23 protein-coding genes are annotated in these 26,168 nt (G+C 72.6%); 22 read left to right on the top strand and 1 reads right to left on the bottom strand.

Translation table 11 applies throughout. The features are described from left to right. Window positions 1-28: 28 nt before the first annotated feature. The 7 genes from A3IC_RS0127290 (at window position 29) to A3IC_RS0127255 (ending at window position 10,274) form a co-directional block, all read left to right on the top strand. Window positions 29-2,359 carry a [protein-PII] uridylyltransferase gene (locus tag A3IC_RS0127290; protein ID WP_020553247.1) on the top strand — a complete coding sequence of 777 codons (2,331 nt, stop codon included), beginning with the start codon at window positions 29-31 and terminating at the stop codon, window positions 2,357-2,359. Between the two features lie 248 nt (window positions 2,360-2,607). After that, window positions 2,608-4,176 (top strand): signal recognition particle protein, encoded by a 1,569-nt coding sequence (gene ffh / locus A3IC_RS0127280; protein WP_020553245.1) that lies wholly within the window; start codon window positions 2,608-2,610, stop codon window positions 4,174-4,176. 80 nt (window positions 4,177-4,256) lie between these two features. Further along, entirely contained in the window at window positions 4,257-4,820 is a 564-nt protein-coding gene (locus A3IC_RS0127275; protein ID WP_020553244.1) for a GNAT family N-acetyltransferase, read from the top strand. A gap of 26 nt (window positions 4,821-4,846) precedes the next feature. Next, a complete protein-coding gene (locus A3IC_RS56820; RefSeq protein WP_020553243.1) occupies window positions 4,847-6,565 on the top strand; it encodes an alkyl sulfatase dimerization domain-containing protein in 1,719 nt (572 codons plus the stop codon). Window positions 6,566-6,783: 218 nt separating this feature from the next. After that, the gene (locus A3IC_RS62735) at window positions 6,784-9,042 is read left to right on the top strand and encodes a bifunctional serine/threonine-protein kinase/ABC transporter substrate-binding protein (RefSeq protein WP_020553242.1); all 2,259 of its coding nucleotides are present in this window, start codon (window positions 6,784-6,786) and stop codon (window positions 9,040-9,042) included. Between the two features lie 34 nt (window positions 9,043-9,076). Further along, window positions 9,077-9,346, top strand: coding sequence for a hypothetical protein (locus A3IC_RS0127260; protein WP_020553241.1), 270 nt, complete (start codon window positions 9,077-9,079; stop codon window positions 9,344-9,346). A 25-nt stretch (window positions 9,347-9,371) separates the two neighbouring features. Then, on the top strand, window positions 9,372-10,274 hold the full coding sequence (locus A3IC_RS0127255; protein WP_020553240.1) for a LysR family transcriptional regulator: 903 nt from the start codon (window positions 9,372-9,374) through the stop codon (window positions 10,272-10,274). A gap of 72 nt (window positions 10,275-10,346) precedes the next feature. On the opposite strand, the gene A3IC_RS0127250 is transcribed toward A3IC_RS0127255, so the two are convergent. Further along, entirely contained in the window at window positions 10,347-12,053 is a 1,707-nt protein-coding gene (locus tag A3IC_RS0127250; RefSeq protein ID WP_020553239.1) for a proline--tRNA ligase, read from the bottom strand. A gap of 261 nt (window positions 12,054-12,314) precedes the next feature. Here A3IC_RS0127250 and rpsP point away from each other — a divergent pair, with 261 nt between their 5' ends. From rpsP to A3IC_RS0127170, 15 genes are all read left to right on the top strand, one after another. After that, window positions 12,315-12,782, top strand: coding sequence for a 30S ribosomal protein S16 (rpsP, locus tag A3IC_RS0127245; protein ID WP_020553238.1), 468 nt, complete (start codon window positions 12,315-12,317; stop codon window positions 12,780-12,782). Between the two features lie 2 nt (window positions 12,783-12,784). Further along, window positions 12,785-13,024 (top strand): RNA-binding protein, encoded by a 240-nt coding sequence (locus tag A3IC_RS0127240; protein ID WP_020553237.1) that lies wholly within the window; start codon window positions 12,785-12,787, stop codon window positions 13,022-13,024. A 171-nt stretch (window positions 13,025-13,195) separates the two neighbouring features. Next, window positions 13,196-13,909: a ribosome maturation factor RimM gene (gene rimM / locus A3IC_RS56810; RefSeq protein WP_079026709.1), complete on the top strand. Its 714-nt coding sequence runs from the start codon at window positions 13,196-13,198 to the stop codon at window positions 13,907-13,909. Further along, window positions 13,906-14,724: a tRNA (guanosine(37)-N1)-methyltransferase TrmD gene (gene trmD / locus A3IC_RS0127230; protein ID WP_020553235.1), complete on the top strand. Its 819-nt coding sequence runs from the start codon at window positions 13,906-13,908 to the stop codon at window positions 14,722-14,724. Before rimM ends, trmD begins: the two co-directional genes overlap by 4 nt. A 153-nt stretch (window positions 14,725-14,877) precedes the next feature. Continuing rightward, on the top strand, window positions 14,878-15,237 hold the full coding sequence (gene rplS / locus A3IC_RS0127225; protein WP_020553234.1) for a 50S ribosomal protein L19: 360 nt from the start codon (window positions 14,878-14,880) through the stop codon (window positions 15,235-15,237). A gap of 524 nt (window positions 15,238-15,761) precedes the next feature. Further along, window positions 15,762-16,424, top strand: coding sequence for a signal peptidase I (lepB, locus tag A3IC_RS73670; protein WP_425387363.1), 663 nt, complete (start codon window positions 15,762-15,764; stop codon window positions 16,422-16,424). Beyond that, window positions 16,417-17,535, top strand: coding sequence for a signal peptidase I (gene lepB, locus A3IC_RS0127215; protein ID WP_020553232.1), 1,119 nt, complete (start codon window positions 16,417-16,419; stop codon window positions 17,533-17,535). The genes lepB (A3IC_RS73670) and lepB (A3IC_RS0127215) overlap by 8 nt, the downstream gene beginning before the upstream one ends. Window positions 17,536-17,675: 140 nt before the next feature. Further along, window positions 17,676-18,692 (top strand): signal peptidase I, encoded by a 1,017-nt coding sequence (gene lepB / locus A3IC_RS0127210; protein ID WP_020553231.1) that lies wholly within the window; start codon window positions 17,676-17,678, stop codon window positions 18,690-18,692. 85 nt (window positions 18,693-18,777) lie between these two features. Beyond that, complete coding sequence (locus A3IC_RS0127205) at window positions 18,778-19,347, top strand: NUDIX hydrolase (protein ID WP_052173823.1); 570 nt, start codon at window positions 18,778-18,780, stop codon at window positions 19,345-19,347. A 160-nt stretch (window positions 19,348-19,507) separates the two neighbouring features. Continuing rightward, a complete protein-coding gene (locus A3IC_RS0127200) occupies window positions 19,508-19,834 on the top strand; it encodes a DUF2469 domain-containing protein (RefSeq protein WP_020553228.1) in 327 nt (108 codons plus the stop codon). Window positions 19,835-20,067: 233 nt separating this feature from the next. Further along, the gene (locus tag A3IC_RS56800) at window positions 20,068-20,415 is read left to right on the top strand and encodes a YraN family protein (RefSeq protein ID WP_040877251.1); all 348 of its coding nucleotides are present in this window, start codon (window positions 20,068-20,070) and stop codon (window positions 20,413-20,415) included. 2 nt (window positions 20,416-20,417) lie between these two features. Further along, entirely contained in the window at window positions 20,418-22,028 is a 1,611-nt protein-coding gene (locus A3IC_RS0127190; protein ID WP_020553226.1) for a YifB family Mg chelatase-like AAA ATPase, read from the top strand. Continuing rightward, window positions 22,025-23,194: a DNA-processing protein DprA gene (dprA, locus tag A3IC_RS0127185; RefSeq protein ID WP_020553225.1), complete on the top strand. Its 1,170-nt coding sequence runs from the start codon at window positions 22,025-22,027 to the stop codon at window positions 23,192-23,194. Before A3IC_RS0127190 ends, dprA begins: the two co-directional genes overlap by 4 nt. Before the next feature lie 745 nt (window positions 23,195-23,939). Further along, on the top strand, window positions 23,940-24,788 hold the full coding sequence (whiG, locus tag A3IC_RS0127175) for an RNA polymerase sigma factor WhiG (protein ID WP_020553224.1): 849 nt from the start codon (window positions 23,940-23,942) through the stop codon (window positions 24,786-24,788). A gap of 66 nt (window positions 24,789-24,854) precedes the next feature. After that, complete coding sequence (locus tag A3IC_RS0127170; RefSeq protein ID WP_020553223.1) at window positions 24,855-26,156, top strand: deoxyguanosinetriphosphate triphosphohydrolase; 1,302 nt, start codon at window positions 24,855-24,857, stop codon at window positions 26,154-26,156. The last annotated feature ends 12 nt before the right edge of the window (window positions 26,157-26,168 follow it).

Genomic DNA, 26,168 nt, shown 5'->3' with positions numbered 1-26,168 from the left:
GACGCGTGTGAACGAGGGAGCAGGCCCCATGAAACCGACCGCCACCTCGCGGTACACCCGAGCCAGGGACGACCTGTTGGCCGACCCCGCCGGCCCCACCGGCGCGGCCCGCCGACAGGCACTCGGCGCGCTGTCGGATCGCTGGCTGACCGAGCTGTACACCGGCGCGGACGCGCCGACCGAGGGCGTGTGTCTGGTCGCGGTCGGCGGCTACGGCAGGCGCGAACTGTCCCCGGGCAGCGACCTGGACCTGGTCCTGCTGCACGAGGGCCATGCCCGGATCACCGAACTCGCCGACGCGGTCTGGTACCCGGTGTGGGACGCGGGCATCGCCCTGGACCACTCGGTGCGCACCCCCGAGGAGGCCCGCCGGGCCGCCGCCGAGGACCTGCGGGTGCAGACCGGCCTGCTCGACATCCGCCACATCGCCGGCGATCGAGACCTGACCGCCGCGCTGCGCACGTCGATGTTCACCACGTGGCGTGCGGCCGCGGTCAAGCGGCTGCCCGAGCTGCTCGAGTCCTGCCACGAGCGCGCCCGGCGGCACGGCGAGGTCGCCTTCCTGCTCGAGCCCGACCTCAAGGAGGCCCGCGGCGGCCTGCGCGACGCGACCGCGCTGCGGGCGATCTCCTCCTCGTGGATCGCGGACGCGCCGCACGAGGAGGTGGACGCCGCGCGGGCCACGCTGCTCGACGTGCGCGACGCACTGCACCTGGTCACCGGGCGGGGCGTGGATCGACTGCTGCTCCAGGAGCAGGACGCGGTCGCCCGGCGACTGGGCCTGCTGGACGCGGACACCCTGCTGCGCCGGGTGTCCGAGGCGGCCCGGGCGCTGGCCTACGCATCCGACGTGACCTGGCGCGAGGTACGCCGGGTACTCGCGGCGCGCGAGGCGGGCGCGGGGGTACGCCGGCTGCGCCGGACCCGGGCGGGGGTGTCCGCACGCACCCCGCTGGCCGAGGGCGTGGTCGAGTACGCCGGCGAGGCGGTGCTCGCGCAGGCCGCGCAGCCGGCCCGGGACCCGGTGCTGTTGCTGCGCGCCGCCGCGGCCGCCGCGCAGGCCGGCCTGCCGCTGTCCCGGCACACCGTGGACCGGCTCGCGATCGAGTGCCCGCCGTTGGCCGATCCGTGGCCGCCGGCCGCCCGCGAGGCGTTCGTGTCGCTGCTCGGTGCCGGGCGGGACGTGTTGCCGGTGTGGGAGGCGTTGGAGTCCAAGCGGCTGATCACCGGGCTGTTGCCGGACTGGGAGCGGGTGCGCTGTCGTCCACAGCGCAACGCGGTACACCGCTTCACGGTCGACCGGCATCTGATCGAGACCGTGATCGAGGCCGCCGCGCACACCCGCCGGGTGGCCCGGCCGGACCTGCTCCTGGTGGCCGCGCTGCTGCACGACATCGGCAAGGGCTGGCCGGGCGATCACAGCGTGAGCGGCGAGGTGATCGCGCGCGAGGCCGCCCTGCGGATGGGCTTCGCCAAGAACGACGTGGACGTCCTGGGCACGCTGGTGCGCCACCACCTGCTCCTGGTGGACACCGCGACCCGGCGCGACCTGGACGATTCGACCACCGTGGCGGCGTTCGCCGAGGCGGTGGGCAGCGTGGAAACCCTCGATCTGCTCCACGCGCTCACCGAGGCCGACGCCGCCGCCACCGGACCCGCCGCGTGGAGCGAGTGGCGGGACGCCCTGGTCCGGGACCTCGTCGCCCGGACCAGGGCGGTGTTCGCCGGCCGACCCACCCCGGCGGTGTCCGAGCGGATCGTCACCGCCGACGTGTCCGGCGAACTTCCGGTGGTGCGGCTGGAAGCGCTGCCCTTCGGCGCCGAGGTGACCATCGCCGCGACGGACCGGGTGGGCCTGATGGCGCTGTCCGCGGGCGTCCTGGCGCTGCACCGCCTCACCGTGCGCTCGGCCGTCCTGGACGTGGTCGAGGATTTGGGCGTCACGGTGTGGACGGTGGAGACCGAGTTCGGCCGGCTGCCCGACCCGGCCGCGCTGCGCGAGGACATGCGCAAGGCGCTGGCCGGCGGCCTGGACGTGGCCGCCCGGCTGGCCAAGCGCGAGGCGGCCTACCCGCCCCGGCGCGGCACCACCCGGGCGCCCGCCCGGGTGGAGGTGATCGCGGACGCGTCGGAGAGCGCGACCGTCCTGGAGGTGCGTGCGCACGACAGCCCCGGGTTGTTGCACCGGATCGGCAAGGCGCTCGCCGCCGCCCGGGTGAGTGTGCGTCAGGCACGGGTCGGCACGCACGGCGCGGACGCGGTGGACGCCTTCTACGTGGTCGCCCCGAACGGGCGCCCGCTGACCGCCGCGGACGCCCGCAGCCTGGCCAGGACCCTGGAGAAGGCACTGGCGCCGTGATCCGCGACCCCGGCGCCGTGCTCCGCGGCCGAGGCTCGGACGCGGTGCCGCGAGGCACCCGCGCCGCGGTCCGCGATACTCGCGCCGGGATCGGCCACGGCACCCGCGCCGGGACCCGCGAGGGGGCGAACGGCGCCGGTCACGGCGCCGGCGGGCGAATCCCGCACGTGTGCCCCCGCCACGACCGCTCGGCGGGCGGTTAGGCTGGGGCCGACACCACCCGTATCTGACGAAGGACCTCTGCCGACGTGTTCGACACTCTCTCCGACCGCCTCGCAGCGACCTTCAAGAACCTTCGCGGCAAGGGGCGGCTTTCCGAAGCCGACATCGACGCCACCGCGCGCGAGATCCGCGTCGCCCTCCTGGAGGCCGACGTCGCTCTCCCGGTGGTCCGCGAGTTCATCGGACGCGTCAAGGAGCGCGCCCGAGGCGCCGAGGTGTCGGGTGCGCTCAACCCGGCCCAGCAGATCGTCAAGATCGTCAACGAGGAGCTCGTCGGGATCCTCGGCGGCGAGACCCGCCGGCTGCGCTTCGCCAAGACCGGCCCGACGGTGATCATGCTCGCCGGCCTCCAGGGCGCGGGCAAGACCACCCTGGCGGGCAAGCTGGGCAAGTGGCTCAAGGAGCAGAAGCACCAGCCGCTCCTGGTGGCCTGTGACCTCCAGCGCCCCAACGCGGTCAACCAGCTCTCCGTGGTCGCCCAGCGGGCCGGCGTCGCGGTCTACGCGCCCGAGCCCGGCAACGGCGTCGGCGACCCGGTCGAGGTCGCCCGCGACTCGATCGAGTTCGCCAAGACCAAGCAGTACGACGTGGTCGTGGTGGACACCGCCGGACGCCTGGGCATCGACGCCGAGATGATGCAGCAGGCCGCGGACATCCGGGACGCGGTCGAGCCGGACGAGATCCTGTTCGTCGTCGACGCGATGATCGGTCAGGACGCGGTGGTCACCGCGCAGGCATTCCTCGACGGTGTCGGCTTCGACGGCGTGGTGCTCTCCAAGCTCGACGGCGACGCGCGTGGTGGCGCGGCCCTGTCGGTCGCGTCGGTGACCGGCCGACAGATCATGTTCGCCTCCAGCGGCGAGAAGCTCGACGAGTTCGACGCCTTCCACCCGGACCGGATGGCCTCGCGCATCCTGGGCATGGGCGACATGCTCAGCCTGATCGAGATCGCCGAGGCCAAGTACGACCAGGACCTCGCGCTCAAGGCCGCCGAGAAGCTGCACGGCGGCGGCAACAACTTCACCCTGGAGGACTTCCTCCAGCAGATGGAGCAGGTCAAGAAGCTCGGCTCGATCTCGAAGCTGCTCGGCATGCTGCCCGGCATGGGCGCGATGAAGGAGCAGATCGACAACATCGACGACCGCGACCTGGACCGGGTCGCGGCGATCATCAAGTCGATGACGCCCGCCGAGCGGGCGGACGTGAAGATCCTCAACGGCTCGCGCCGGGCCCGGATCGCCAAGGGCGCCGGTACCGAGGTCAACGCGGTCAACAACCTGATCGAGCGGTTCGTCGAGGCCCGCAAGATGATGGGTCAGATGGCCAAGGGCGGTGGCATGCCGGGGATGCCCGGCATCCCGGGCATGGGCGGCGGCGCCGGGAAGAAGAAGGGCAAGGCGCCCAAGCAGGCCAAGGGCAAGCGCCAGTCGGGCAATCCGATGAAGCGCAAGCAGGAGGCGGCGGCCGAGGCGGCACGGCGCGAGGAGCGCGCGGCGAACCCGTTCGGCCTGCCGGCGGGCGGCGGCGCGGGTGGCGCGGCCGACTTCGAACTGCCCGAGGAGTTCAAGAACTTCCTGCCGCCGGGCCAGAAGTAGGCTCGGGCACGACGCGGGACGACCGCACCCGGGCGAGCCCCGGGGTGCGGTCGGATCACACGACGAAGGGACGCAGGCAGATGTCGGGGGTCGTGGACCTGTACACCGTGCCCGGCGCCCGGGTGGGCATCCGCGCGCCGCGGGAGTCGGACGCGACGGCGTCCGCCGAGGCCATCCGCCGCTCGGACCACATCGCGCGCTGGAACCCGTCCGACCCGGACGACCTGCCGGACCTGATCCGTCGACAGAGCGACACCTTCCGCACGTTCCTGGTGGTGGATCTCGCCGACGCCGGCCTGGCCGGCCGGGTCAACGTCTCGAACATCGTGCGCTCGCGGTTTTGCAACGCCTCGCTCGGCTACGACGCGTACAAGCCGTACGCGGGCACCGGGCGGATGACCGAGGCGCTCGCCCTGGTGATCGACCGGGTGTTCGCGGCGGACGGCCTGGGACTGCACCGGCTGGAGATCAACGTGCAGCCGGGGAACGAGAGTTCGATCGCGCTCGCGCGCCGGATGGGCTTTCGGCACGAGGGATTCACGCCGCGCATGCTCTTCCTCAACGACGCGTGGCGCGACCACGAGCGGTTCGCGCTGACCGCGGAGGAGTGGCCCGGCGCGGAGAAGGCGATTCTTCCCTCGTAGCGCCGGACATGGCAGGCTGCCCGGCCATGACGTACGAGGTCGAGCCTGCCGTTCATCCCGAACTCGCCGCCCATACCGCGCACTTCACCAAGCGCGTGTACACCGTGGCCGAGCACGTACACGTCGCCGTGGGCTGGTCCTCGGCCAATGCGACGGTGATCGAGGGCCCCGACGGCCTGGTGGTGGTCGACACCGGCAGCGGCGCGGACCTGGCCGCGGTGATCGAGGCGGAGTTGCGTCCGCACCTGAGCGACCCGCGTGCGCCGGTCCGGGCCGTGGTGGTCACCCACCATCACCCCGATCACGTGAACGGTCTGAGCCACTGGGCCGCGACGCCGGATGTCGACGTGTACGCGCACCGGACCTTCCTGGCGAGTCTGACCGACCAGTCCGGTCCCGCGCTGCACATCATGGGCCTGCGCTCGGTGTACTCGCTCGGCAACCTGCTCGCCCCCACGGACACCGAGGGCGTCAACGACGCGGTCGGCCCGCACGCGGGGGTGGGCACGCCGTCGTTCGTGATGCCCACGGTGCTGGTGGGCGACGAGTTGGAGACCGAGGTCGCGGGCGTGCGGCTGCGCCTGTTCCACAATCCCGGCGAGACCGACGACGCGATCAGCGTGTACCTCCCGGACAGCGACGTGCTCCTGTGCGGCGACACCATCCAGGGCCCGACCCTGCCGAACATCCATACCCTGCGCGGTTGTCGCTACCGCGACCCGATGCAGTGGGTGCGCAGCATCGACGCGCTGCGCGCGCATCGGGCCACGCACCTGATCCCCAGTCACGGACAACCGGTGTCGGGAGCCGCGAAGGTGGCCGAGGTGCTGGCGGTGGAGCGGGACTGCATCCAGTACATCCACGACCAGACGGTGCGCCGGATGAACGAGGGGCTGACCCCGGACGAGTTGGCCGAGACCGTCGAACTGCCCGAACACCTGGCCTCGTACGCCCCCTACGCGCGCGAGTACTACGGCACGGTCAAGCACACCGTGCGGCAGATCTTCTTCGGCTACCTGGGCTGGTTCGGCGGCGACCCGGTGGACCTGGACCCGCTGCCCCGGGCCGAATACGCGCGCCGCACGGTGGAGTTGATGGGCGGCCGGGAACGGGTGCTGGACGCGGCGACGCAGGCGTACGCGGCGGGCGAGTACCAGTGGGCGGCCGAGTTGGCCACGCACCTGACCCGGATCGACCGCGAGGACGCGGACGCGCGCTCGGTCAAGGCCGCCGCGTTTCGCCGACTGGGCTACGCGCAGCTCAACATCAACTGGCGGAACTGGTACCTGACCAGCGCGGACGAGTTGGAGGACCGGATCCAGCCGATCCTGCCGCTGATCAACTTCGCGGCGATCTTCGCCCCCAGGGATCTGGTCGCCCGGATCCCGGCGGCGTGGCTGATCGAGTTGTACACGACCCGGCTGCGGGCCGAGGAGGCGTTGGACGTGGACGCCGTGCTGGGCTGGCGGGTGCTCGGTGGTGTGCACGGCGAGGAGGAGGTCGCGCTGCACATCCACCGCGGCGTCGCCCGGTTCCTGCGGGAGATCCCGTCTGACGCCGAGGTGATCCTCGAACTCCCGCGCGACACCGTGGAATCGCTCCACCTGGGCCGCACCGACCTGCGCGGCGCCCTGGCCGGCGAGGACGCCCGGACCGCGCGGGGCACCGCCGAACGGGCGGCGACCCTGCTGGATCTCTTCGACCCGGCACAACCGAAGAAACCCACCGAACTCACGCTGCGCTGAGATCGCCGACCGCCGGCCCGGCCGCCGGCCCGCGGCACCCGGGTCCCGGGTGCCGCCGTGTGGCTGCGGAGCGGGGCCGGATTCGGCAACGATTGGGTCCGGTCGGTCACGCGAGGCAGGCGTGCGAGCGATCCCGGCCTCGGCCGGACGGGATCGACGGCCGGAGTCGACGACGGGGGAACCCAGTGGAGCCATTACGGGCCGACGATCCGCGTCGGGTGGGACCGTTCCGCCTGTTGGGCCGGCTCGGGGCCGGCGGCATGGGTCAGGTGTACCTCGGCCGAGGTCCCGCCGGGCGGACGGTGGCGGTCAAGCGGGTACGGGTGGAACTGCTGGACGACGAGGAGGCGTTCCGGCAGCGGTTCGCCCGCGAGGTGGAGGCCGCGCGTCGGGTGCGGGGCCCGTTCACCGCACCGGTCGTGGCCGCGGACGCGTATGCCGAGGTGCCCTGGCTGGCCACCGCGTACATCCCCGGGATGGCGCTCGGCGAGGCGGTCGACACGTTCGGTCCGCTGCCCGCGCACACCCTGGGCGCGGTGGCCCGCGGCCTGGCCGACGCGCTGGTGGCCATGCACGCGGTGGGCCTGGTGCACCGGGACCTGAAACCGGCGAACGTGCTGCTCGCGGTCGACGGCCCGATCGTGATCGACTTCGGTATCGCGCTGCTGGACGGGGCGACCGCGCTGACCCGCACCGGGCACACCCTCGGCACGCTCGGGTTCATGTCGCCCGAGCAGTTCGAGCGGGCCGACGTCGGGCCGGCCAGCGACGTCTTCTCCTACGGCGCGGTGCTCGCCTACGCGGCCACCGGACGACTGCCGTTCGGATCCGGGCCCTGGCCGGTCCTGTTGGCCAACCTGACCGGCCGCGATCCGGACCTGGCCGACGCCCCGGAGGCGTTCCTGCCGTTGCTGCGGGCGTGTCTGGACAAGGATCCGAGCCGCCGGCCGACGCCGACCCGGGCCCGCGCACTGGTGCCGACCGGGACGGACGAGGATCTGCCCGGCGGCTGGCTGCCGGTGCCGCTCGCGCACGCGCTGCTGCGGATCGCGGGGCGCGCGCTGGACGCCGAGGGCATGCCGGATCCGCCGGCCGAGGACTTCGGCGATGCCCCGGGCCGGGCGGCGGGCGTGGTGCCGGACGACCCGGCGAACGAGGCGACCGACGACCCGCGGTTCGCGCCGATCGCCGGCCCCGCGGTCGAGGACACCGCCGACTCGCTCGGGTTCGGGCCGACCAGGGTCGGTGCCGAGCCCGCCCGGGACGCGATGCCGGGCGACCCGGACGATCTCCCGGACGGCGCGTCGAGCCCGGCCGCCGCGCCCGCCGCGCGCGTTGTGCGTGCGACCGGAGCGGGTCGGGGCGGGAGCCATCGGCTGCCCTCGACCCGCTCCCGGTACACGGTCGTGGTCGCGGTGGCCGTCGTGGTCGCGCTGACGGCCGGCCTGCTGGTGTGGCGCGGGTTCGGGGACGGCACCTCCAACGCCGCCCACTCGTCCACCGCGTTTCCGGTCGGCCTGCTGCTGCCCGATGAACGGGCCGAGCGCACGGTGCGACCGGCGTTCGAGGCCCGGATCCGACACCTGTGTCCCGACTGCACCGTGCGCTTCGCACAGGCCGACCGGCAGCCGGACGTACAGCGTGTGCAGGTCGACGCGATGATCTCGGCCGGGGTCCGGGCGCTGGTGCTGGGCCCGGTGGACCCCAAGGACGCGGCGCCGGCGGTGACCAGGGCCCGGGAGCACGACATCCCGGTGGTCTCCTTCGACAAACTCGCCGCCGGCCCGGTGGCCGGGCATGTCTCGTTCGACTTCCGGGCGGTGGGCCGGCTCCAGGCCCAGGCGCTGCTCGACGCGGTGCGCGCGGCGGGCGGACCGCACCGCGGCTCGATCGTGATGCTCAACGGCCGCGCGGGCGATCGGGCCGGAAACGAGGTCAAGCGCGGCGCCCACGCGGTGCTCGACGGTGAGGTGACGATCGGGCGCGAGTACGACGTCGAGGACGCCGGTGGGCCCAAGGCCCAGCAGGTGATCGGCGACGCGCTGACCGCGCTCGGCGGCCCACGGCAGTTGATCGGGGTCTACGCGGCGGACGACACGATGGCCGCGGGCGTGCTGCGGGGTTTGAGTGCCGCCGGTGTCGGCCAACCCGTGCCGCTGACCGGGCAGGACCCGGACTCGGCCGCGCTGCGCCGGATCATCGCGGGTACCCAGACCGTCTCGGTGCTCAAGCCCGGCGGGCCGGAGGCCGAGGCCGCCGCCGAGATGGCGATCACGCTGGGCCGGGGCGAACCGTTGGCGCGTGTGAACGCCGCCCGCGACAACGGGACGACCTCGGTGCCGACCGTGGCGCTCGCGCCGGTCGCGCTGACCCGGGCCAACGTCAAGGAACTGCTGCCCACGCTTCCCGGCCTGGACATGCGCGAGGTGTGCACGGCCGAACTCGCGTCCGCGTGCGCCCTGCTCGGGCTCGGCTGAGGGCGTCGCGGATCGTGGTCGCGGGGCACGGGTTGTGGGTCACGAGGACGCCGTCGAGATCGACGAGGAGAGCGCCGCGATGCGATCCGGACACGTGCCGGCCGCCCCGGCGAATCCGACCGACTTCGCGGTCACCGACACCTGCCCGAGCGGCCCGGTGTCCGTGGCCGGCGCGGTCGATGTCGGCGAACCGAGCCACGCCCTCGCCCCGGGCGCGTTCGGCACCGACCGAGTGCGGGCCGAGGAGATCGCCCATCGGGCGATCCCGGCCGGACCGGCCAGCCCATGCAGCAAAGACAGGTAATGGGACATCACGATAAAATTCGTGCATGGCGGCGACGGTGCGACAGCTCGAATACCTGGTGACCGTGGTCGACACGGGGTCGTTCACCCGGGCGGCCGAGCTGCTGCACGTCACCCAACCCGCGCTGTCGCACCAGATCCGTGCCCTGGAACGAGCCGTCGGCGGCGCGCTGCTCGAACGCCTGCCCCGCGCGGTGCGGCTCACCCCGATGGGCCGCGCCGTACTGCCGCATGCCCGGGCGACCCTCGCCGACACCGAACGCCTGCACAAGGCGGCGCGATGCGTGGCGGGGCTGGCCGGCGGCGAGTTGGAGATCGCCACGGTCTACTCGGTGAGCCTGGGCATCCTGCCGCCCGTGCTCCGTGCCTGGCGACGCCGGCAGCCGGGCGTGCGGATCCGGCTGCGCGAGTACGCGCACACCGACGAACTCCGGGCCGCGATGGCGGCGGGCCGGGCCGACCTGGCCATCGGCCCGACGCCCGAGTCCTGGCCCGGGCCGGTACGCGACCTGGGCGTCGAGGAGTTCGTCGTGGTGCTCGCCGCCGACGATCCGGCGGCGCTCGACGCCGACGGCACCATCGCGCCGGCGGCGCTCGCCGACCGCGCCTGGGTGCACTTCGCCCCGGACAACGGCCTGGCCGAGCTGCTCGACCGGGTCTGCGCCGCGGCCGGCTTCCACCCGACGGTCGCCGTCCGCGTCGAACAGACCGCGGCCGCACCACTGTTGGCCGCCGCCGGGCTGGGCCCGACGCTGGTTCCCGCGGACATCGTGCCCCCCGGCTTCGACGGCGTCCTGCTGCGCCCGGACCCACCCGTGCGCCGAGTCCTCACCGCCTACACCCGCACCCGCCCCGACCCGCTCACCACATCCTTCGCCGACCTCCTGGCCGAACACACCGCCGGCCGCCGGCCGCAACGGCCGGCGTGACGGGCGACCGAACGCGAGTGCCCCCGCCGATCGATTCGGCGGGGGCACTCGTCGGGTCGGCCGAAGCGAGGCTCAGCTCGCGTCGAGGACCAGCTTGCGCACGTACTCGACCGCCTCGGCGACCGGGACCAGTGCCTTCTCGCCGCTCGCGCGAGAGACGATCTCCACGTTGCCCTCGGCCAGGCTGCGGGCGCCGACGGTGACCCGGAACGGGATGCCGACCAGCTCGATGTCCTTGAACTTCACTCCGGGGCGCTCGGCGCGGTCGTCCAGGATCGTGTCCACCCGCTGCCGAAGCAGTTCGGCGTGGATCTCCTCGGCCGTGGTGCGCGACTTCTCGTCCTCCACGTCGAGGAGCGCGACCGCGACCTCGAACGGTGCCACCGCGATCGGCCAGACGATGCCGTTCTTGTCGTGGTGCGTCTCCACGACCGCGGCCATCGCGCGCTCGACGCCGATGCCGTAGCTGCCCATGATCGGGGTGACCCGCTCGCCGTCCGCGCCCAGCACGTTCACGCCGAGGGCCTCGGTGTACTTGTAGCCGAGCTTGAAGATGTGACCGATCTCGACGGTCTGCTCGACCTCCAGGCCGGTACCGCACGTGGGGCACGGCTCGCCGGCCACCACCTCGCGCAGGTCGGCCCAGGTGCCCACGGCGATGTCCCGCTCGACGTCCACGCCGCGCACGTGCACCTTGTCGACGTTGGCGCCGGTGACCATGTCCCGACGACCGCGCAGCGCCTGGTCGGCCAGGATCGGCAGGTCGTGCACGCCGACCCCGCCCAGGCTGCCCGGGTAGGCACCGAGCGCGGCCTTGATCTCGTCCGCGGTGGCCGGGCGCACGTCGGTGGAGCCGGTGGTGTCGATCAGCTTCTGCTCGACCAGCGCGTGGTCGCCGCGCAGCAGGGCCAGGGTGAGCTGCCCGCCGACCATGTAGACCAGCGTCTTGATCTGCCGGTCGGCCGGCACGCCGTGCGCCTTGGTCAGGTTCTCGATGGTCTTGATGCCGGGGGTGTCGAACCGCTCCGGCGCGTCGAGACCGGCGCCGTCCTCGATCGCCGCGAGCCGCGACGTGGCCTTCTCGACGTTGGCCGCGTAGTCGCAGTTCGGGCAGTGCACGACGAGGTCCTCGCCGGCGGCCGACGGGCACATGAACTCGGTCGAGCCACTGCCGCCCATGGTGCCGCTGGACGCCTGCACGGCGATCGCCGGGATGCCCAGGCGCTGGAAGATCCGCACGTACGCCTGCCGGTGCGCCTCGAACGAGCGGTCCAGGCCCTCGGCGTCCAGGTCGAAGCTGTACGAGTCCTTCATGGTGAACTCGCGCACCCGGATCAGGCCGCTCTTGGGCCGCGGCTCGTCGCGGAACTTGGTCTGGAACTGGTACCAGGTCTGCGGCAGGTCGCGGTAGGAGCTGAGCTCGTGCGCGAGAGTGGTGAAGATCTCCTCGTGCGTCATGCCCAGCGCGAGGTCCGAGCCCTTGCGGTCCTTGAGCCGGAACATCTCGTCGCCCATGACCTCCCAGCGACCGCTCTTCTGCCAGATCTCGGCCGGGTGCATGGTCGGCAGGATCATCTCCTGCGAGCCGATCCGGTTCATCTCCTCGCGAATGATCGCGACGACCTTCGCGCGTACCCGCACCGCGAGCGGCAGCAACGAGTAGTGGCCGGCCATCAGCTGCCGGATGTACCCCGCGCGCACGAGCAGACGATGGCTGACCGCGTCGGCGTCGGCGGGGTCCTGGCGGAGGGTGGGTACGTACAGTTCGGACCAACGCATGAGACCGTGGCGACCTAACTAGTGGAAGAGGGAGAAGGGCGATGCGGCTTGCATTCTAAAAGCCGCGCGGCCCTCGGCCGGCCGAGTTCGTGCCCGGCTTTGGCCGGGGCCGGGAAGTCTGGCAGAATGGCCAGCTGAGTACCCGGGGCATTGCCGGACCCTCTCTCCGCATGCTTACCGTGTCCACGATCAGCCGAGCCTCATGTCCCCACGTGATTGCCGGCTGTTCACCCACGTCAAGATGCAGGAGACACCACTCTCGTGGCAGTCAAGATCAAGCTGAAGCGCCTGGGCAAGATCCGTTCGCCCCACTACCGCATCGTCGTCGCCGACGCCCGCACCAAGCGTGACGGTCGGGCGATCGAGGAGATCGGTATCTACCACCCGATGGAGAACCCCTCGCGCATCGAGGTCGACTCCGAGCGGGCGCTCTACTGGCTGGGTGTCGGCGCGCAGCCGACCGAGCCGGTCGCGCACATCCTCAAGCTCACCGGCGACTGGCAGAAGTACAAGGGTCTGCCGGCCCCGGCCCCGCTGCTCGTCGCCGCGGAGAAGGCCGACAAGAAGTCGCTCTTCGAGGCCGCCGCCCGTGAGGCGATGGACGAGCCCAAGGACGGCGCCACCACGCCGAAGGCCAAGAAGGAGAAGAAGGTCGAGGCTGCCGCCGAGACCGAGACTCCGGCCGCCGAGGGCGAAGCCGCCGCCGAGACCGCCGCTAACGAGGGCTGACCGTGCTCGAGGAAGCCCTCGAACACTTGGTCAAGGGCATCGTCGAGCATCCGGACGAGGTCAAGGTACGGGCGCGTAATCTCCGCCGCGGCCGCATTCTCGAGGTTCGGGTCCACCCCGAAGACCTCGGGAAGGTCATCGGTCGAGGCGGTCGCACCGCGCGTGCGCTGCGCACCGTCGTGACCGCGCTCGGCGGCCGGGGAGTCCGCGTCGACCTCGTCGACGTCGACCAGGTTCGCTGACGTACCCGGACATCACCGTCCAACCGGGAGCTGCCCGGCGGAGTCATCCGCCGGGCAGCTTCTTGGCATATGCCGTCTCGGCACATGCCGTCTTGGCATTTTCAGCTTCGTGCACGTCCCCTCCTGCCCCGGGCACGAGGTCCCATCGGGGCAGAGATCGAGGAGTCGCAGGTGCAGCTTGTGGTCGGCCGTATCGGCAAGGCGCACGGCATCAAGGGCCAGGTGACCGTCGAGGTCCGTACCGACGAGCCCGAACTGCGGCTCGCACCCGGCGCGGTGCTGATGACGGATCCGCCGTCGGTCGGTCCGCTGACCATCGCCGACGGCCGGGTGCACAGCGGCCGGCTGCTGCTCACCATCGAGGGCGTGACCACCCGCAGCGGCGCCGAGGCGCTGCGCAACACGCTGCTGATCGCCGAGGTCGACCCCGAGGAACTGCCCGAGGACCCCGAGGAGTACTACGACCACCAGCTGATCGGGCTCGACGTGGTCACCGCGGACGGCGAGGCGGTCGGCGAACTGACCGAGGTCGTGCACCTGCCCTCGCAGGACCTGCTCCTGGTCCGCCGGTCGGACGGTCGCGAGGTGATGATCCCGTTCGTGCACCAGATCGTCCCGGAGATCGATCTGGAGAACCAGCGCGCGGTGATCACCCCGCCCCCGGGTCTGCTGGACGCGGAGAACGCGGTGCTCGCGGTGCCGGATCCGCAGGCGGGCGAGGCCGAGCCGCGCGAGCGCAAGCCGAAGAAGACCAAGCCGAAGAAGCTCACGGCCGCCGAACGGGCCGAGGCGAAGGCCGCCCGGGCCGCGACCGGGCCCGACGCGAAACCCGAGCCGAGGTCGACGCCGCAGCCCGAGGCGGAGCCCGAGCAGGACCCCTCGTGAGGATCGACGTCGTCACGATCTTCCCCGAGTACCTGGCGCCGCTGGACGTCTCCCTGGTCGGCAAGGCGTGCGCCAAGGGGCTCATCGACGTACACCTGCACCAACTGCGGGACTGGACGTACGACGTGCACAAAACCGTCGACGACACCCCGTACGGCGGCGGCCCCGGCATGGTGATGAAGCCCGAGCCGTGGGGCCTCGCGCTGGACGCGGTGCTGGAGCGGGGCGCGAGCGCGGCGGCGCCGGTGCCGCGGATGATCGTGCCGACCCCCTCCGGGCGGCCGTTCACCCAGGACCTCGCGGTCGAACTGGCCGACGAGCCGTGGCTGCTGTTCGCGCCGGCCCGGTACGAGGGCATCGACCGGCGGGTGCTCGACGAGGCGGCGACCCGGATGCGGGTGGACGAGGTCTCCATCGGCGACTACGTGCTCGCCGGCGGCGAGGTGGCCGTGCTGGTCATGGTCGAGGCGGTGGCCCGGCTGCTGCCCGGCGTGCTCGGCAATGCCGAATCGCACCGGGACGACTCGTTCGCGCCGGGTGCGATGGCCAACCTGCTGGAGGGGCCGGTGTACACCAAGCCCGCACAGTGGCGCGGCCGCGAGGTGCCGCCGATCACGGTGTCCGGGAACCACGGCGCGATCGCCCGCTGGCGGCGGGACGAGGCGCTGCGCCGCACCGCCGCGCACCGGCCGGACCTGATCGCCAGGATCGACCCGGCGGCCGTGGACAAGAAGGACCGGGCCACCCTCGCCGAGCTGGGCTGGATCGAGCGGGACGGCCGGTTTCAGCCGACCGATGCACCTGTGGCAGACTGAGACGCTGTTGCCATGTCCCGATCCGGACCGGGTTCCCCGGGAGCCGGACGGCACCCCTGCCACAGGGGGAGCGCCATTCGGGAGCGGCGACCCCACACCTGTGACCACGAAACCCGTGGGTGACCTGTGGCACCCACGAGAAAGCGACGCGAGATGAACAAGCTCGACCACATCGATGCCGCATCCCTGCGGGACGACGTCCCGGACTTCCGTCCCGGTGACACCCTCAAGGTGCACGTGCGAGTCATCGAAGGCAACAAGTCCCGCGTCCAGGTCTTCCAGGGCTTCGTCCTGCGTCGCCAGGGTGACGGCGTGCGCGAGACCTTCACGGTCCGCAAGGTCAGCTACGGCGTCGGCGTGGAGCGCACCTTCCCGGTGCACACCCCGGTGATCGAGAAGATCGAGCTGGTCACCCGCGGTGCGGTCCGTCGCGCGAAGCTGTACTACATGCGCGACCTGCGCGGCAAGGCTGCGAAGATCAAGGAGAAGCGCACGGACCGTCCGGGCCGCTGACCCGTACGTTCCACCCGGGGTGCCTCGGCCATGTCGAGGCGACCCGGACGCTAGTCTCGTTCGTGATGGACGACGCAGAGCAGAGCGAAGGCCGTGCCTCCACGGCGGAGGAATCCGCCGGTACCTCGTCCACCGAGGTCGTGGAGGCGCGGCCTTCGCGTGTCTCGGGACGAGTGCGGAGCGCGGACGGCGACGAGGGCGGCTCCGAGGGGGCCGTCGCGACGGTCACGGAGGCGGTGAAGTCTCCAATCCTGGCAAAGGATTCGACCGCGAACCGGACCTCGGCTTCGGCCGCGCACCCCGCGCCCGCCGCCGACCCGAAGCTCGCCGCGGGCGCGGACGTCACCGCGGACCCCGTCCTCGTCCCCGACTCCGACGGCGATCCGGCGGCGGAGCGGGACGAGCCCGTCGGGCCGGCGGACGCCGCCGCCGATCCCGCCGATCCCACCGACACCGATGACGACAAGGCCGACGACAAGGCCGACGACCCCGAGGACGCGCCCCCCGCGCCGCGTCGGCGGCGCATGCCCGCGTGGGTCGAACTGCCGCTCCTGGTCGCGGTGGCGATGGTGGTGGTGCTCGCGGTGAACTCGTGGGTGGCCCAGCCGTTCGTGATCCCCAGCGGTTCGATGGAGAATACGCTGCGGGTCGGCGACCGGGTCCTGGTCAACAAGGTCGCCTACCGATTCGGGGACATCCGCCGCGGCGACATGATCGTCTTCGACGGGCGCGGCTCGTTCACCCCCGAGGGCACCGACAAGCCCGACCCGGTGACCGGCGCCCTGCGCAAGCTCGGCGGGGTGTTCGGCTTCACGAACCCGGACGACAGCGACTTCGTCAAGCGGGTGATCGGGATCGGCGGCGACGTGGTCAAGTGTTGCGACGCGCAGGGTCGGGTCACCGTCAACGGTGTGCCGCTCGACGAGGGCGACTATCTGTATCCGGGCGACAAGCCCTCGGACTTCCCCTTCGAAGCCGAGGTGCCCAAGGGCAAGCTGTGGGTCATGGGCGACCACCGCAGCAACTCGGCCGACTCGCGCGACCACCTCGGCGACCCGGGCGGCGGCATGGTGCCCGAGAGCCGGGTGATCGGGCGGGCGCAGTGGATCATCTGGCCGTTCGGTCGGATCCAGGGCGCGGACCGGCCGAGGACGTTCGAGCGGTCGGACTTCGACCGTCGTGGGTAAGCGCGGCAAGCCCAAGGGCGCCCGCGCCGCCGACGCCGGCACGTCGAGGCCGGCCAGGCGCGCGGACGTGCCCGGCGCCGCGCCCGCGGGAACGGCCGCCGCGGTGGTGCTCGGCGATGCCGAACCGCCGATCGCGGCACCCTCGGTCGAGGTGGGCACCCCCACCCGGCGGCGGCGCGGCCGGCGTTCGCGGCGCAAGGACAAGGTGGTGCCGCTGTGGCGCGAGTTGCCGATGCTGGCGGTGATCGCGCTCGCGCTCGCGCTGCTCATCAAGACCTTCCTCGTGCAGGCGTTCTACATTCCGTCCGGTTCGATGGAGCACACCATCAACATCGGCGACCGGGTGCTGGTGGACAAGTTCTCGCCCTGGTTCGGGTGGACCCCCGAACGCGGCGAGGTGGTGGTCTTCCGGGACCCGGGCGGGTGGTTGGGCAAGAAGAAGTCGGACGACCCGCCGCCCGGGCTCAAACAGATCAAGCAGGGCCTGGTGTTCGTCGGCATGTTGCCCTCGGACGACGAACAGGACCTGATCAAGCGGGTGATCGGCGTCGGCGGCGACACGGTGGCCTGCTGCGACCCCTCCGGCCGGATCACCGTCAACGGTGTCCCGCTGGACGAGCCGTACCTGTACCGGGGCAACGCGCCCTCGGAGAAGAGATTCAGTGTGACGGTGCCCAAGGGGCGGTTGTGGGTGATGGGCGACCATCGCGGTGACTCGGCCGACTCGCGGGCACATATGGATCGGCCCTATCAGGGCACGATCCCGGAGGGTGATGTGGTCGGCCGGGCCTTCGTGGTGGCCTGGCCGTTCGGCCGGGTGCATCGCCTGCCCGTTCCACAAACGTTCGGGAACAAAGCCCTGTCGGTTGCGATTCCCCCGCCCACCCCGGTCGTTATGGGAATGGTGGGTGCGGTTCCGCTGGTCCTGCTACGCCGACGTGTACGCTCGCGCCGGCGCATGCCGGACCCCTGGGGCCGACATCGACCCGGCAACGTGCGCGGCACGGGTCGGAAATCATCAAGACAGAGCTGTGGGCAGCCGGTGGACAGCCCCGACCGGGTGCCGTCCGGCCTGCACGGGTACGAGGAGGCGCCGTGGGGGAAGTCGTGATCGGAGCGCGATCCGCTGGTGGAGACGACGATCGTGGGCGGGAGCCGCAGGAGCGGTACCCGACCGACGCGCCGCATGATCCCGGAGCGCCACCGACCCAACCACCGAGCGGGGACGGACCCGCGCAGTCGCCTGATCTGGTGAAACGACCAGGTGGTGTCGCCCCGGATGCGGCGCCGATCTTTCCGCCGGCGGGTCCGACCCCCACGCCCGGCGGCCCGGGCGGCGGTTCGCCGCCCGACGCGGACGAGCCCGGCGGGCCGGCCGGCTCCGGTGGATCGGACGACTCGCGGGACTCCGGCGACGACGAGGGTGCCTCCGACTCGGGCGAACGGCGCAAGAAGAAGGGGTCGTTCTGGAAGGAACTGCCGCTGCTCCTGCTGATCGCCATCGTCTTGGCGCTGCTCATCAAGACCTTCCTGGTCCAGGCGTTCTCGATTCCCTCGGAGTCGATGGAGAACACCATCAAGGTCGGCGACCGGGTGCTGGTGAACAAGTTCTCGCCGTGGTTCGGCGCGGAGCCCGAGCGCGGGCAGGTCGTGGTCTTCCACGACCCGGGCAACTGGCTCCAGGAGGCTCCGAAGCAGTCCGACAACGCGGTGGTGCGCGGGTTGCAAAAGGGCATGTCCTGGGTCGGCCTGATGCCGTCCGCGGACGAGAAGGACCTGATCAAGCGGGTGATCGGGGTGGGCGGCGACCGCGTGCAGTGTTGTGACGCGCAAGGTCGCCTGATGGTCAACGGCAAGCCGTTGGACGAGAGTTCGTACCTCAAGAAGGGTGTGGCCCCGTCGACGAAGGTGTTCGACGTGACCGTGCCCAAGGGCCGGATCTGGCTGATGGGCGACAACCGGGAGAACTCCTCCGACTCGCGCTACCACATGGACCAGCCGTTCAACGGGACGGTCGACAAGGACCAGGTGATCGGGCGCGCGTTCACCGTGGTGTGGCCGCTGAACCGGATCCACCGGCTCGGCGTGCCGGGCACGTTCGATCAGCCGGGCCTGGGGCTGGACGTGATCGGCGGCACGCCGATGGCGGCCGGGCTGATCGGTGCCGTGCCGCTGGTGCTGTGGCGGCGCCGGCGCCGGACCGGGGCGGACGGCGCACCCGAGGCGCGCGTGGCCACGCGCGACCCCTCGGGAGCGCCCCCGGCCTGACCGCAGGCCCTTCGGCACGGCCGGGGTGCTCGGGAATCCTTCTCCCGGGCGCCCCGGCCGTTCGTGTTCGGGGCACAATCCGTGGATGACGAGTCAACCCGTGTCATGGCCCGGAGACGTGCCGGAGCCGGTTCCGGACTACCCCGCGGACCTTGCTCCCGACCTGGAACGCCGCGCCGTGCGCGTGGTCCTGCTCGACCCGGACGACCGGGTGCTGCTGTTTCGCACCCGGGTCCCCGAATCCGAACCGTCGCAGTGGTACGACCTGCCGGGCGGCGGCATCGACCCCGGCGAGACCTACGTGGACGCGGCGGTCCGGGAGATCCTGGAGGAGACCGGCCTGCGGATCGCCCCCGCCGATGTGGGCCCGCCCACCTGGCGGCGGAGTGTGACCTGGGTGCGTCCGGGGCATCGGCGGGTGCAACACGAGTTCGTGGTCCTGGTCCGGATCACCGAGCGGGCGCCGAAGGTCGGCGAGGACCGGTCGCAGTGGACGGCCGAGGAGCTGGCCGAGTACCAGGAGGCGGTGTGGTGGTCGCCGGCCGAGATCGCGGCCGCCCCGGCGCGGTTCTATCCCGGCCGGCTGCCCGAGCTGCTCGACGCGTTCCTGGCCGGCGAGCTGATCGACGAGCCGTTCGAGTGGTGGAACAGCTGAGTGGTGGAACGGTTGAGGGACGGCCGCGACCCGGGATCCGCCCCGGCGATCCGGGCCGCCCGCGGGCTTTCGGGCGTCGGTGCCACGGTGCGCCGGTGACCGCGGGGGTCGCCGGTACACAATGGGGGACGACAGCGAAGCGCAGGAGCGAGGGGCGCGCATGAGTGCGGAAGATCTCGAAAAGTACGAGACCGAGATGGAGCTGCAGCTCTACCGCGAGTACCGCGACGTCGTGGGTCTCTTCAAGTACGTCATCGAGACGGAAAGGCGCTTCTACCTCACCAACCAGTACGAGCTGCACGTGAGGTCGGCCGACGGGGAGGTCTTCTTCGAGTTGTCCATGGCGGACGCGTGGGTGTGGGACATGTATCGACCCGCGCGATTCGTGAAGAATGTCCGAGTCCTCACCTTCAAGGACGTCAACGTCGAGGAATTGACCAAGAGCGAGTTCGAGATGCCCTCGGGCAACGAGGGGTTCGGCGGCTGAGCGGCTGAGCCGCCGAACCCGGTTTCGGACCCGCAAGGGCGGCATCCACAACGACCGGGTTTGTCCACAGCCGGTCGCACACGCGCCCTCGACCACCTCCGGTACCGGCAGTGTCGGTGCCGGAGGTGGTCGTCGTGCGAATCGGCGCGGGTGGCGGCGAAGGCCGGGGCAGCGGCCCCCGGGGTGTGCCGCGGGGCGGGGCCGACCCGGCCCGGCAGTCGCGGAACGCCGCCGTGGGGCGGTATGGCGAACGGGTCGCGGCCCGGTATCTGGTCGAGGCCGGGATGGCCGTTCTGGATCGGAACTGGCGCTGCCGCGACGGTGAGATCGACATCGTCGCCCGGGACGGGCCCACGCTCGTGGTGTGCGAGGTCAAGACCCGGCGGGCGGGGGGCTTCCAGCATCCGTTGGAGGCGGTCGGCGCGGTCAAGGCGCAGCGGCTGCGGGTGCTCGCGGAGCGCTGGCTGCCGGCCCACCCGCTCGGCGGCCCGCCGGGGCGCGAGGTGCGGATCGATCTGGTCGCCGTGATCGTGGCCGTGCGCGGGGCGGCCCGGGTCGAGCACATCCGGGGGGTGGGCTGACCGTGGGCTTCGCACGCACCCGCTCGGTCACCCTGCTGGGCGTGGACGGCGTGGTGGTCGAGGTCCAGGCCGACCTGGAGCCCGGCGTGACCACGTTCACCCTGGTGGGACTTCCGGACAAAACCCTGGTGGAGTCCAAGGAGCGAGTTCGCGCCGCGCTGGTCAACAGCGGCGAGGAGTGGCCGCAGCGGCGGCTCACGGTGGGTCTGTCGCCCGCGACCGTGCCCAAGACCGGATCGGGATTCGACCTGCCGATCGCGGCCGCCGTGCTGGCCGCGGCGGGTGTGCTCGACCCCCGCGTGATCGAGGACCTGGTGATGGTCGGCGAACTGGGCCTGGACGGGCGCCTGCGGCCGGTACGCGGGGTGCTGCCGGCGGTGATGGCCGCCGCCGCGGCGGGCTGCGCGCGGGTCGTGGTGCCCGCCGTGGTGGCCGGCGAGGCCGAACTGGTGCCCGGGATCACCGTGTGCGGGGTGACCTCGCTGCGCCACCTGCTCGCGCTGCTGCGCGGCGAACCGGTGCCCGTGCCCGAAAGCGCGGTGGCCGACATCGGCCTGGGGCCGGACCCCCTGGCCGTGGTCGGCACCCTGGCCGCCGGCCCCGCGCCGGCCGGTGCGGAGCCGGCCGACCTGGCCGACGTCGCCGGACAGGACCGGGCCCGACGGGCGCTGGAGGTGTGCGCGGCGGGTGGACATCACCTGTTCCTGCTCGGCAGCCCGGGGGCGGGCAAGACGATGCTGGCCGAGCGGCTGCCCGGGATCCTGCCCGCGCTCGACGGCCCGGCCTCGCTGGAGGTCAGCGCCGTGCACTCGATCGCCGGCACGCTGCGCCCGGACCTGCCGCTGGTGACCACGCCGCCGTTCTGCGCGCCGCACCACAGCGCCACGATGCCCGCGATCGTGGGCGGCGGCAACGGCCTGCCCCGCCCGGGCGCGGTCTCCCTGGCCCATCGGGGCGTGTTGTTCCTGGACGAGAGCCCGGAGTTCTCCGGGCGAGTCCTGGACGCGCTGCGGCAGCCGCTGGAGTCGGGTACGGTCACCGTCGCGCGCAGCGGTGGGATGTTGTGCTTCCCGGCGCGATTCCTGCTGGTGATGGCGGCCAACCCGTGTCCGTGCGGGCGGTTCTCCGGGCGCGGCCTGGACTGCACGTGCTCGGTGCTGATGCGGCACAAGTACCTCTCCCGACTGTCCGGGCCGTTGATGGACCGGATTGACGTGCGGGTCACCGTGGACGCGGTCTCGCGGGCCGAACTGTTCGCACCCGAGGGGTCGGGGGAGCGGTCGGCCGTGGTGGCCGCGCGGGTGCTCGCGGCCCGGGAGCGAGCCGCACGGCGGTTGGCCGGGACCGGGTGGGCGGTCAACGCCGAGGTGCCCGGGCGCGAGCTGCGCACCCGCTGGCGCGTCGACCCGGACGCGCTGGATCGGGCCGCCCGGGACCTGGAGCGCGGCCTGCTCACCGCCCGGGGCCTGGATCGGGTGTTGCGGGTCGCCTGGACCGTCGCCGACCTGCGCGGGCACGAGCGGCCCGGCCGGGCCGACGTGGACGCGGCCCTGGAGCTGCGGACCGGCATCGTCCGGGGCGACTCGGCCGGCGACGACGAGCCCGCGCCGTGACGGGGCCGGATCCGCTGCCCTGGGGCGAGTGGGACCCGCTCGCCCGGGACGCGGCGGCGGAGCGGGTGGCCCGGGCGGCGCTGACCCGCCTGGTGGAGCCGGGCGACGCGGTGTTCGGCCGCGCGGTGCGCGCCCACGGGGCCGCCGCGCTGCTGGCCGACCTGCGGGCGGGCGCCGCGTTGCCGGTCGAGCTGTCCCGGCGGGACCCGGCCGGCTACCGGGTCCGCCTGGGCGGGCACGACCCGGAGCGGGACCTGGCCCGGATCGCCGGGCTCGGCGGTGCCTTCGTGGTTCCCGGCGACCCGGGCTGGCCCACCCAGCTCGACGACCTCGGGGACGCCCGGCCGCTGGGCCTGTGGGCGCGCGGTGCGGCCCCGCTGCGGCTCGCCGCGCTGCGTTCGGTGGCGGTGGTGGGCGCGCGGGCGTGCACCGACTACGGCACGCACGTGGCCGCGACGCTGGCCGCCGACCTGGCCGAGGCGGGCTGGACGGTGGTCTCGGGCGGCGCCTACGGGGTGGACGCCGCCGCGCACCGAGGCGCGCTCGTGGTGGCCGGTCGCACCGTCGCGGTGCTCGCGTGCGGGATCGACGTGAACTATCCGCGCGGGCACGAGCGACTGCTCGCCCGGATCGCCGACGAGGGCACCCTGGTCACCGAGCTGCCGCCGGGGGCACACCCCACCCGATACCGCTTCGTCGAGCGCAATCGGGTGATCGCGGCGCTGACCCGCGGCACCGTGGTGGTCGAGGCGGCACTGCGCAGCGGTGCGCTGATCAGCGCGCGACGGGCGGCGCGGTTGGGCCGCCAGGTGATGGGCGTGCCGGGGCCGGTCGGCTCGCCGAGTTCGGCCGGCGTGCACGTGCTGCTGCGCGAGCCGGGCTCGGTGCTGGTCACCCGGGCGGCGGAGGTGATCGAACAGGTGGGGCTGATCGGCGACGACCTCGCGCCGGTGTTGTCCGGTCCGGTCCGGCCGGGCGACGATCTGGCGCCGGTGACGCGCCGGATCCTGGAGACGGTGCCGACCCGGGGCGTGTCGTCCACGGCGCGGATCGCCCGCGAGGCCGGCGTCGGGCCCGCCACCACCCGCCGCCATCTCGACGTCCTGGCTGCCCGCCAACTGGTCGATCGCACCTCGAAGGGGTGGCGTCGCCGTGGCGGTGCTTGACCTGGGGCGGCAGTGATCATCACCGTGAGGGGAGGCGCAATCGAGGAGGTGCCATACCCCGTGACCGACGAGAGCGCGGCCGCGGCCGAAGAAGGGCACACCGGCGACCGCGACCGGATCGCCCCGCCGCCGGCCGCGCCCGCCCGACCGGCGCAGCGCGACCGGTTACGGCGTCTTGGCCGGCGCCCGCGCGCCCGGTACGAGATCGCCCCCGGTTCGCTCGAACGCGCGTGCCCGGGTGGTGTCGGCCCGACGTTCGACGACACGCCCGTAGCGGCCCGCGACCTCGTGACCGCGTCGGCGTCCGGGCCGGCACCCGGTGCGGCGGGTACACCCGTTCGGGTCGGCGCGGCCGCCACGCGCGGGCGCGCCACGGCGCGGATGCCGAGCACGGTCGGGCACGCGCGCACGCCGCCCCGGGCCGACCGCCTCGCATGCCCCCCGGATCGGTGGATCAGTGCCGGTGGGCGGCATTTCGCAGGCCGAATCCGGCGCCCCGCCCGCCGTCCGGTCGAACCGCCGCCCCGGCCGCCCCGCCCGGCGTCCCCGGCCGTCGTCGAAGCCGCCTTCGCGAACGCGCCCGGATCCGCCGGAGACGATCCGCGCGGCCCCGGCCGCACCGCCGCGACCCGACCGATCCGACCCGGGCGAGACTTTCGTAGCGCTCGGGAGTCGTCAGGTCACGCTACGCTCGCGAAGACCCAGATCTGCACGCACGTCTCCGTGGAACGACACAAGGCCACGTATGCCCAAGCAAACCCCAGGGCGTAAGAGCGCCACCGCGGCCGCGTCCCAGGACGGACCGGCCGTCACCGTCGAGGACGGTGGCGCTTCCAACCGCGCGCTGGAGAACCTCTGGAGCGACTTCAAGCGCTCGGGGGATCCCACCCTGCGGGAACGCCTCATCCTGAATTACTCGCCGCTCGTGAAGTACGTCGCCGGGCGCGTCGGCGTCGGCCTTCCGGCCAACGTGGACCAGGCCGACTTCGTCTCGTACGGGATGTTCGGTCTGATCGACGCGATCGAGAAGTTCGACCTCGACCGCGCGATCAAGTTCGAGACGTACGCGATCAGCCGCATCCGAGGCGCGATCATCGACGAACTGCGCGCGCTGGACTGGATCCCCCGGTCCGTGCGGCAGAAGGCCCGCGCGGTCGAACTGGCCTACGCGGGCCTGGAGGCCAAGCTCAATCGCACGCCCTCGGAGGTCGAGGTCGCGCGCGAGATGGGCATCGCGCTGGAGGACCTGCACGCGATCTTCAGCCAGCTCTCGCTGATCAACGTGATGGCCCTGGACGAACTCCTGCACACCGGGCAGGACGGCGGCGACCGGCTCAGCCTGGTGGACACGCTGGAGGACACCACCGCGGACGACCCGGTCGAGGTGGCCGAGAGCCGAGAGATGCGGCACCTGCTCGCCCGGGCGGTCAACGCGCTGCCCGAACGGGAGAAGACCGTGGTGACGCTCTACTACTTCGAGGGCCTGACCCTGTCCCAGATCGGCCAGGTGCTCGGGGTGACCGAGAGCCGCACCTGCCAGATCCACACCAAGGCGGTGCTCCAACTGCGCGGCAAGTTGTCCGACGCGCGGTGAAGGCTTCCCCCGTTGTTCGCGGCCCGGACTTCGTCGAATGTCGGGGCGATTCCTTAATGTGGACAAGTGGACAGCAATTCGGCAGGCACGTCAGGACTCCCCGCGCCCGAGGCAAAAGATCGATCCGGGCGGGGCCACTACGGCTTCGAGGACCTCGCCCGCTGGGTCCCCGAACCCAACAAGCGGCCCGGGCGCACCGCGTTCGAGCGCGACCGGGCCCGGGTGCTGCACTCGGCCGCACTGCGCCGACTCGCGGGCAAGACCCAGGTCGTGGTCCCCGGCGAGACCGCCGCCGCAGGCCAGGACAGCCCGCGAACCCGGCTGACCCACTCGCTCGAATGCGCCCAGATCGGTCGTGAGCTGGGCCAGGCGCTGGGCTGCGATCCGGACCTGGTGGAGACCGCGTGCCTGGCCCACGACCTCGGTCACCCGCCGTTCGGCCACAACGGCGAGCGTGCCCTGGACGAGGCGGCCAAGAGCTGCGGCGGCTTCGAGGGCAACGCCCAGAGCCTGCGCCTGCTCACCCGGCTCGAACCCAAGACGTTCGGCCCCGACGGCCGCAGCGTGGGCCTGAACCTGACCCGCGCCGGGCTGGACGCGGTGCTCAAGTACCCGTGGCCGCGCAGCCGGGACACTCACTCCTATGGCGCCTACGAGGACGACCTGGCCGTGTTCGAGTGGGTGCGCGCCGACGCCGACCCGAGCCGCCGCTGTCTGGAGGCCCAGGTGATGGACTGGTCCGACGACGTCGCCTACTCGGTGCACGATCTGGAGGACGCGGTGCAATCGCACCGACTCGACCTGGTCCGGCTGCGCGACCTCGGTGAACGGCGCGAGCTGCTCGACCTCACCGTGCGCCGATACCGCCCCGACTGCGCGGCCGACGAACTCGGCGAGGCACTGGACCGACTGCTCGCGCTCGACTTCTGGCCGGTGGGCTACGACGGCTCGCGCCGGGCCCAGGCCCGGCTCAAGAACGCCACCAGCGGGCTGATCGGCCGCTTCTGCCTGGCCGCCGAACACGCCACCCGCGAGCTGTACGGCACCGACCCGGTCACCCGCTACGCCGCCGACCTGATCGTCCCGCGCGACATCCGGCTCGAATGCGCCGTGCTCAAGGCGGTCACCGCACGCTACGTGATGGCCCGCGAGGGCGCCGAGCGGCTGCGCGAGCGCCAGCGCGAGGTGATCACCGAACTGGTCGAACTGCTCGTGGCCGGCGGCCCCGAGGTCCTGGACGCGTCGCTGCGCGAGGACTGGGACGGAGCAGCCGACGACGCGGCCCGGCTGCGGGTGGTCGTCGACCAGGTGGCCTCGCTCACCGACCGCGCCGCGATCACCCTGCACGCCGCGCTGAGCTCGCGATGAGCCGCCCGGTCG

Origin of the sequence: Embleya scabrispora DSM 41855 (genome assembly GCF_000372745.1) — a bacterium.
Classification (GTDB): domain Bacteria; phylum Actinomycetota; class Actinomycetes; order Streptomycetales; family Streptomycetaceae; genus Embleya; species Embleya scabrispora.
Note: the sequence above shows the minus strand (reverse complement) of the source record. Positions and strands in the feature narration are given on the sequence as shown.

Excerpts from the sequence above, each read along its gene's own strand:
- lepB (WP_425387363.1), top strand. The coding sequence starts at position 15,762 with ATGCCCGCGTGGGTCGAACTGCCGCTCCTGGTCGCGGTGGCGATGGTG.
- whiG (WP_020553224.1), top strand. The coding sequence starts at position 23,940 with ATGCCCAAGCAAACCCCAGGGCGTAAGAGCGCCACCGCGGCCGCGTCC.
- A3IC_RS0127290 (WP_020553247.1), top strand. The coding sequence starts at position 29 with ATGAAACCGACCGCCACCTCGCGGTACACCCGAGCCAGGGACGACCTG.
- A3IC_RS0127250 (WP_020553239.1), bottom strand. The coding sequence starts at position 12,053 with ATGCGTTGGTCCGAACTGTACGTACCCACCCTCCGCCAGGACCCCGCC.
- A3IC_RS56820 (WP_020553243.1), top strand. The coding sequence starts at position 4,847 with ATGACGTACGAGGTCGAGCCTGCCGTTCATCCCGAACTCGCCGCCCAT.
- A3IC_RS0127200 (WP_020553228.1), top strand. The coding sequence starts at position 19,508 with ATGAGTGCGGAAGATCTCGAAAAGTACGAGACCGAGATGGAGCTGCAG.
- A3IC_RS0127275 (WP_020553244.1), top strand. The coding sequence starts at position 4,257 with ATGTCGGGGGTCGTGGACCTGTACACCGTGCCCGGCGCCCGGGTGGGC.
- A3IC_RS0127255 (WP_020553240.1), top strand. The coding sequence starts at position 9,372 with ATGGCGGCGACGGTGCGACAGCTCGAATACCTGGTGACCGTGGTCGAC.
- A3IC_RS0127205 (WP_052173823.1), top strand. The coding sequence starts at position 18,778 with ATGACGAGTCAACCCGTGTCATGGCCCGGAGACGTGCCGGAGCCGGTT.
- rplS (WP_020553234.1), top strand. The coding sequence starts at position 14,878 with ATGAACAAGCTCGACCACATCGATGCCGCATCCCTGCGGGACGACGTC.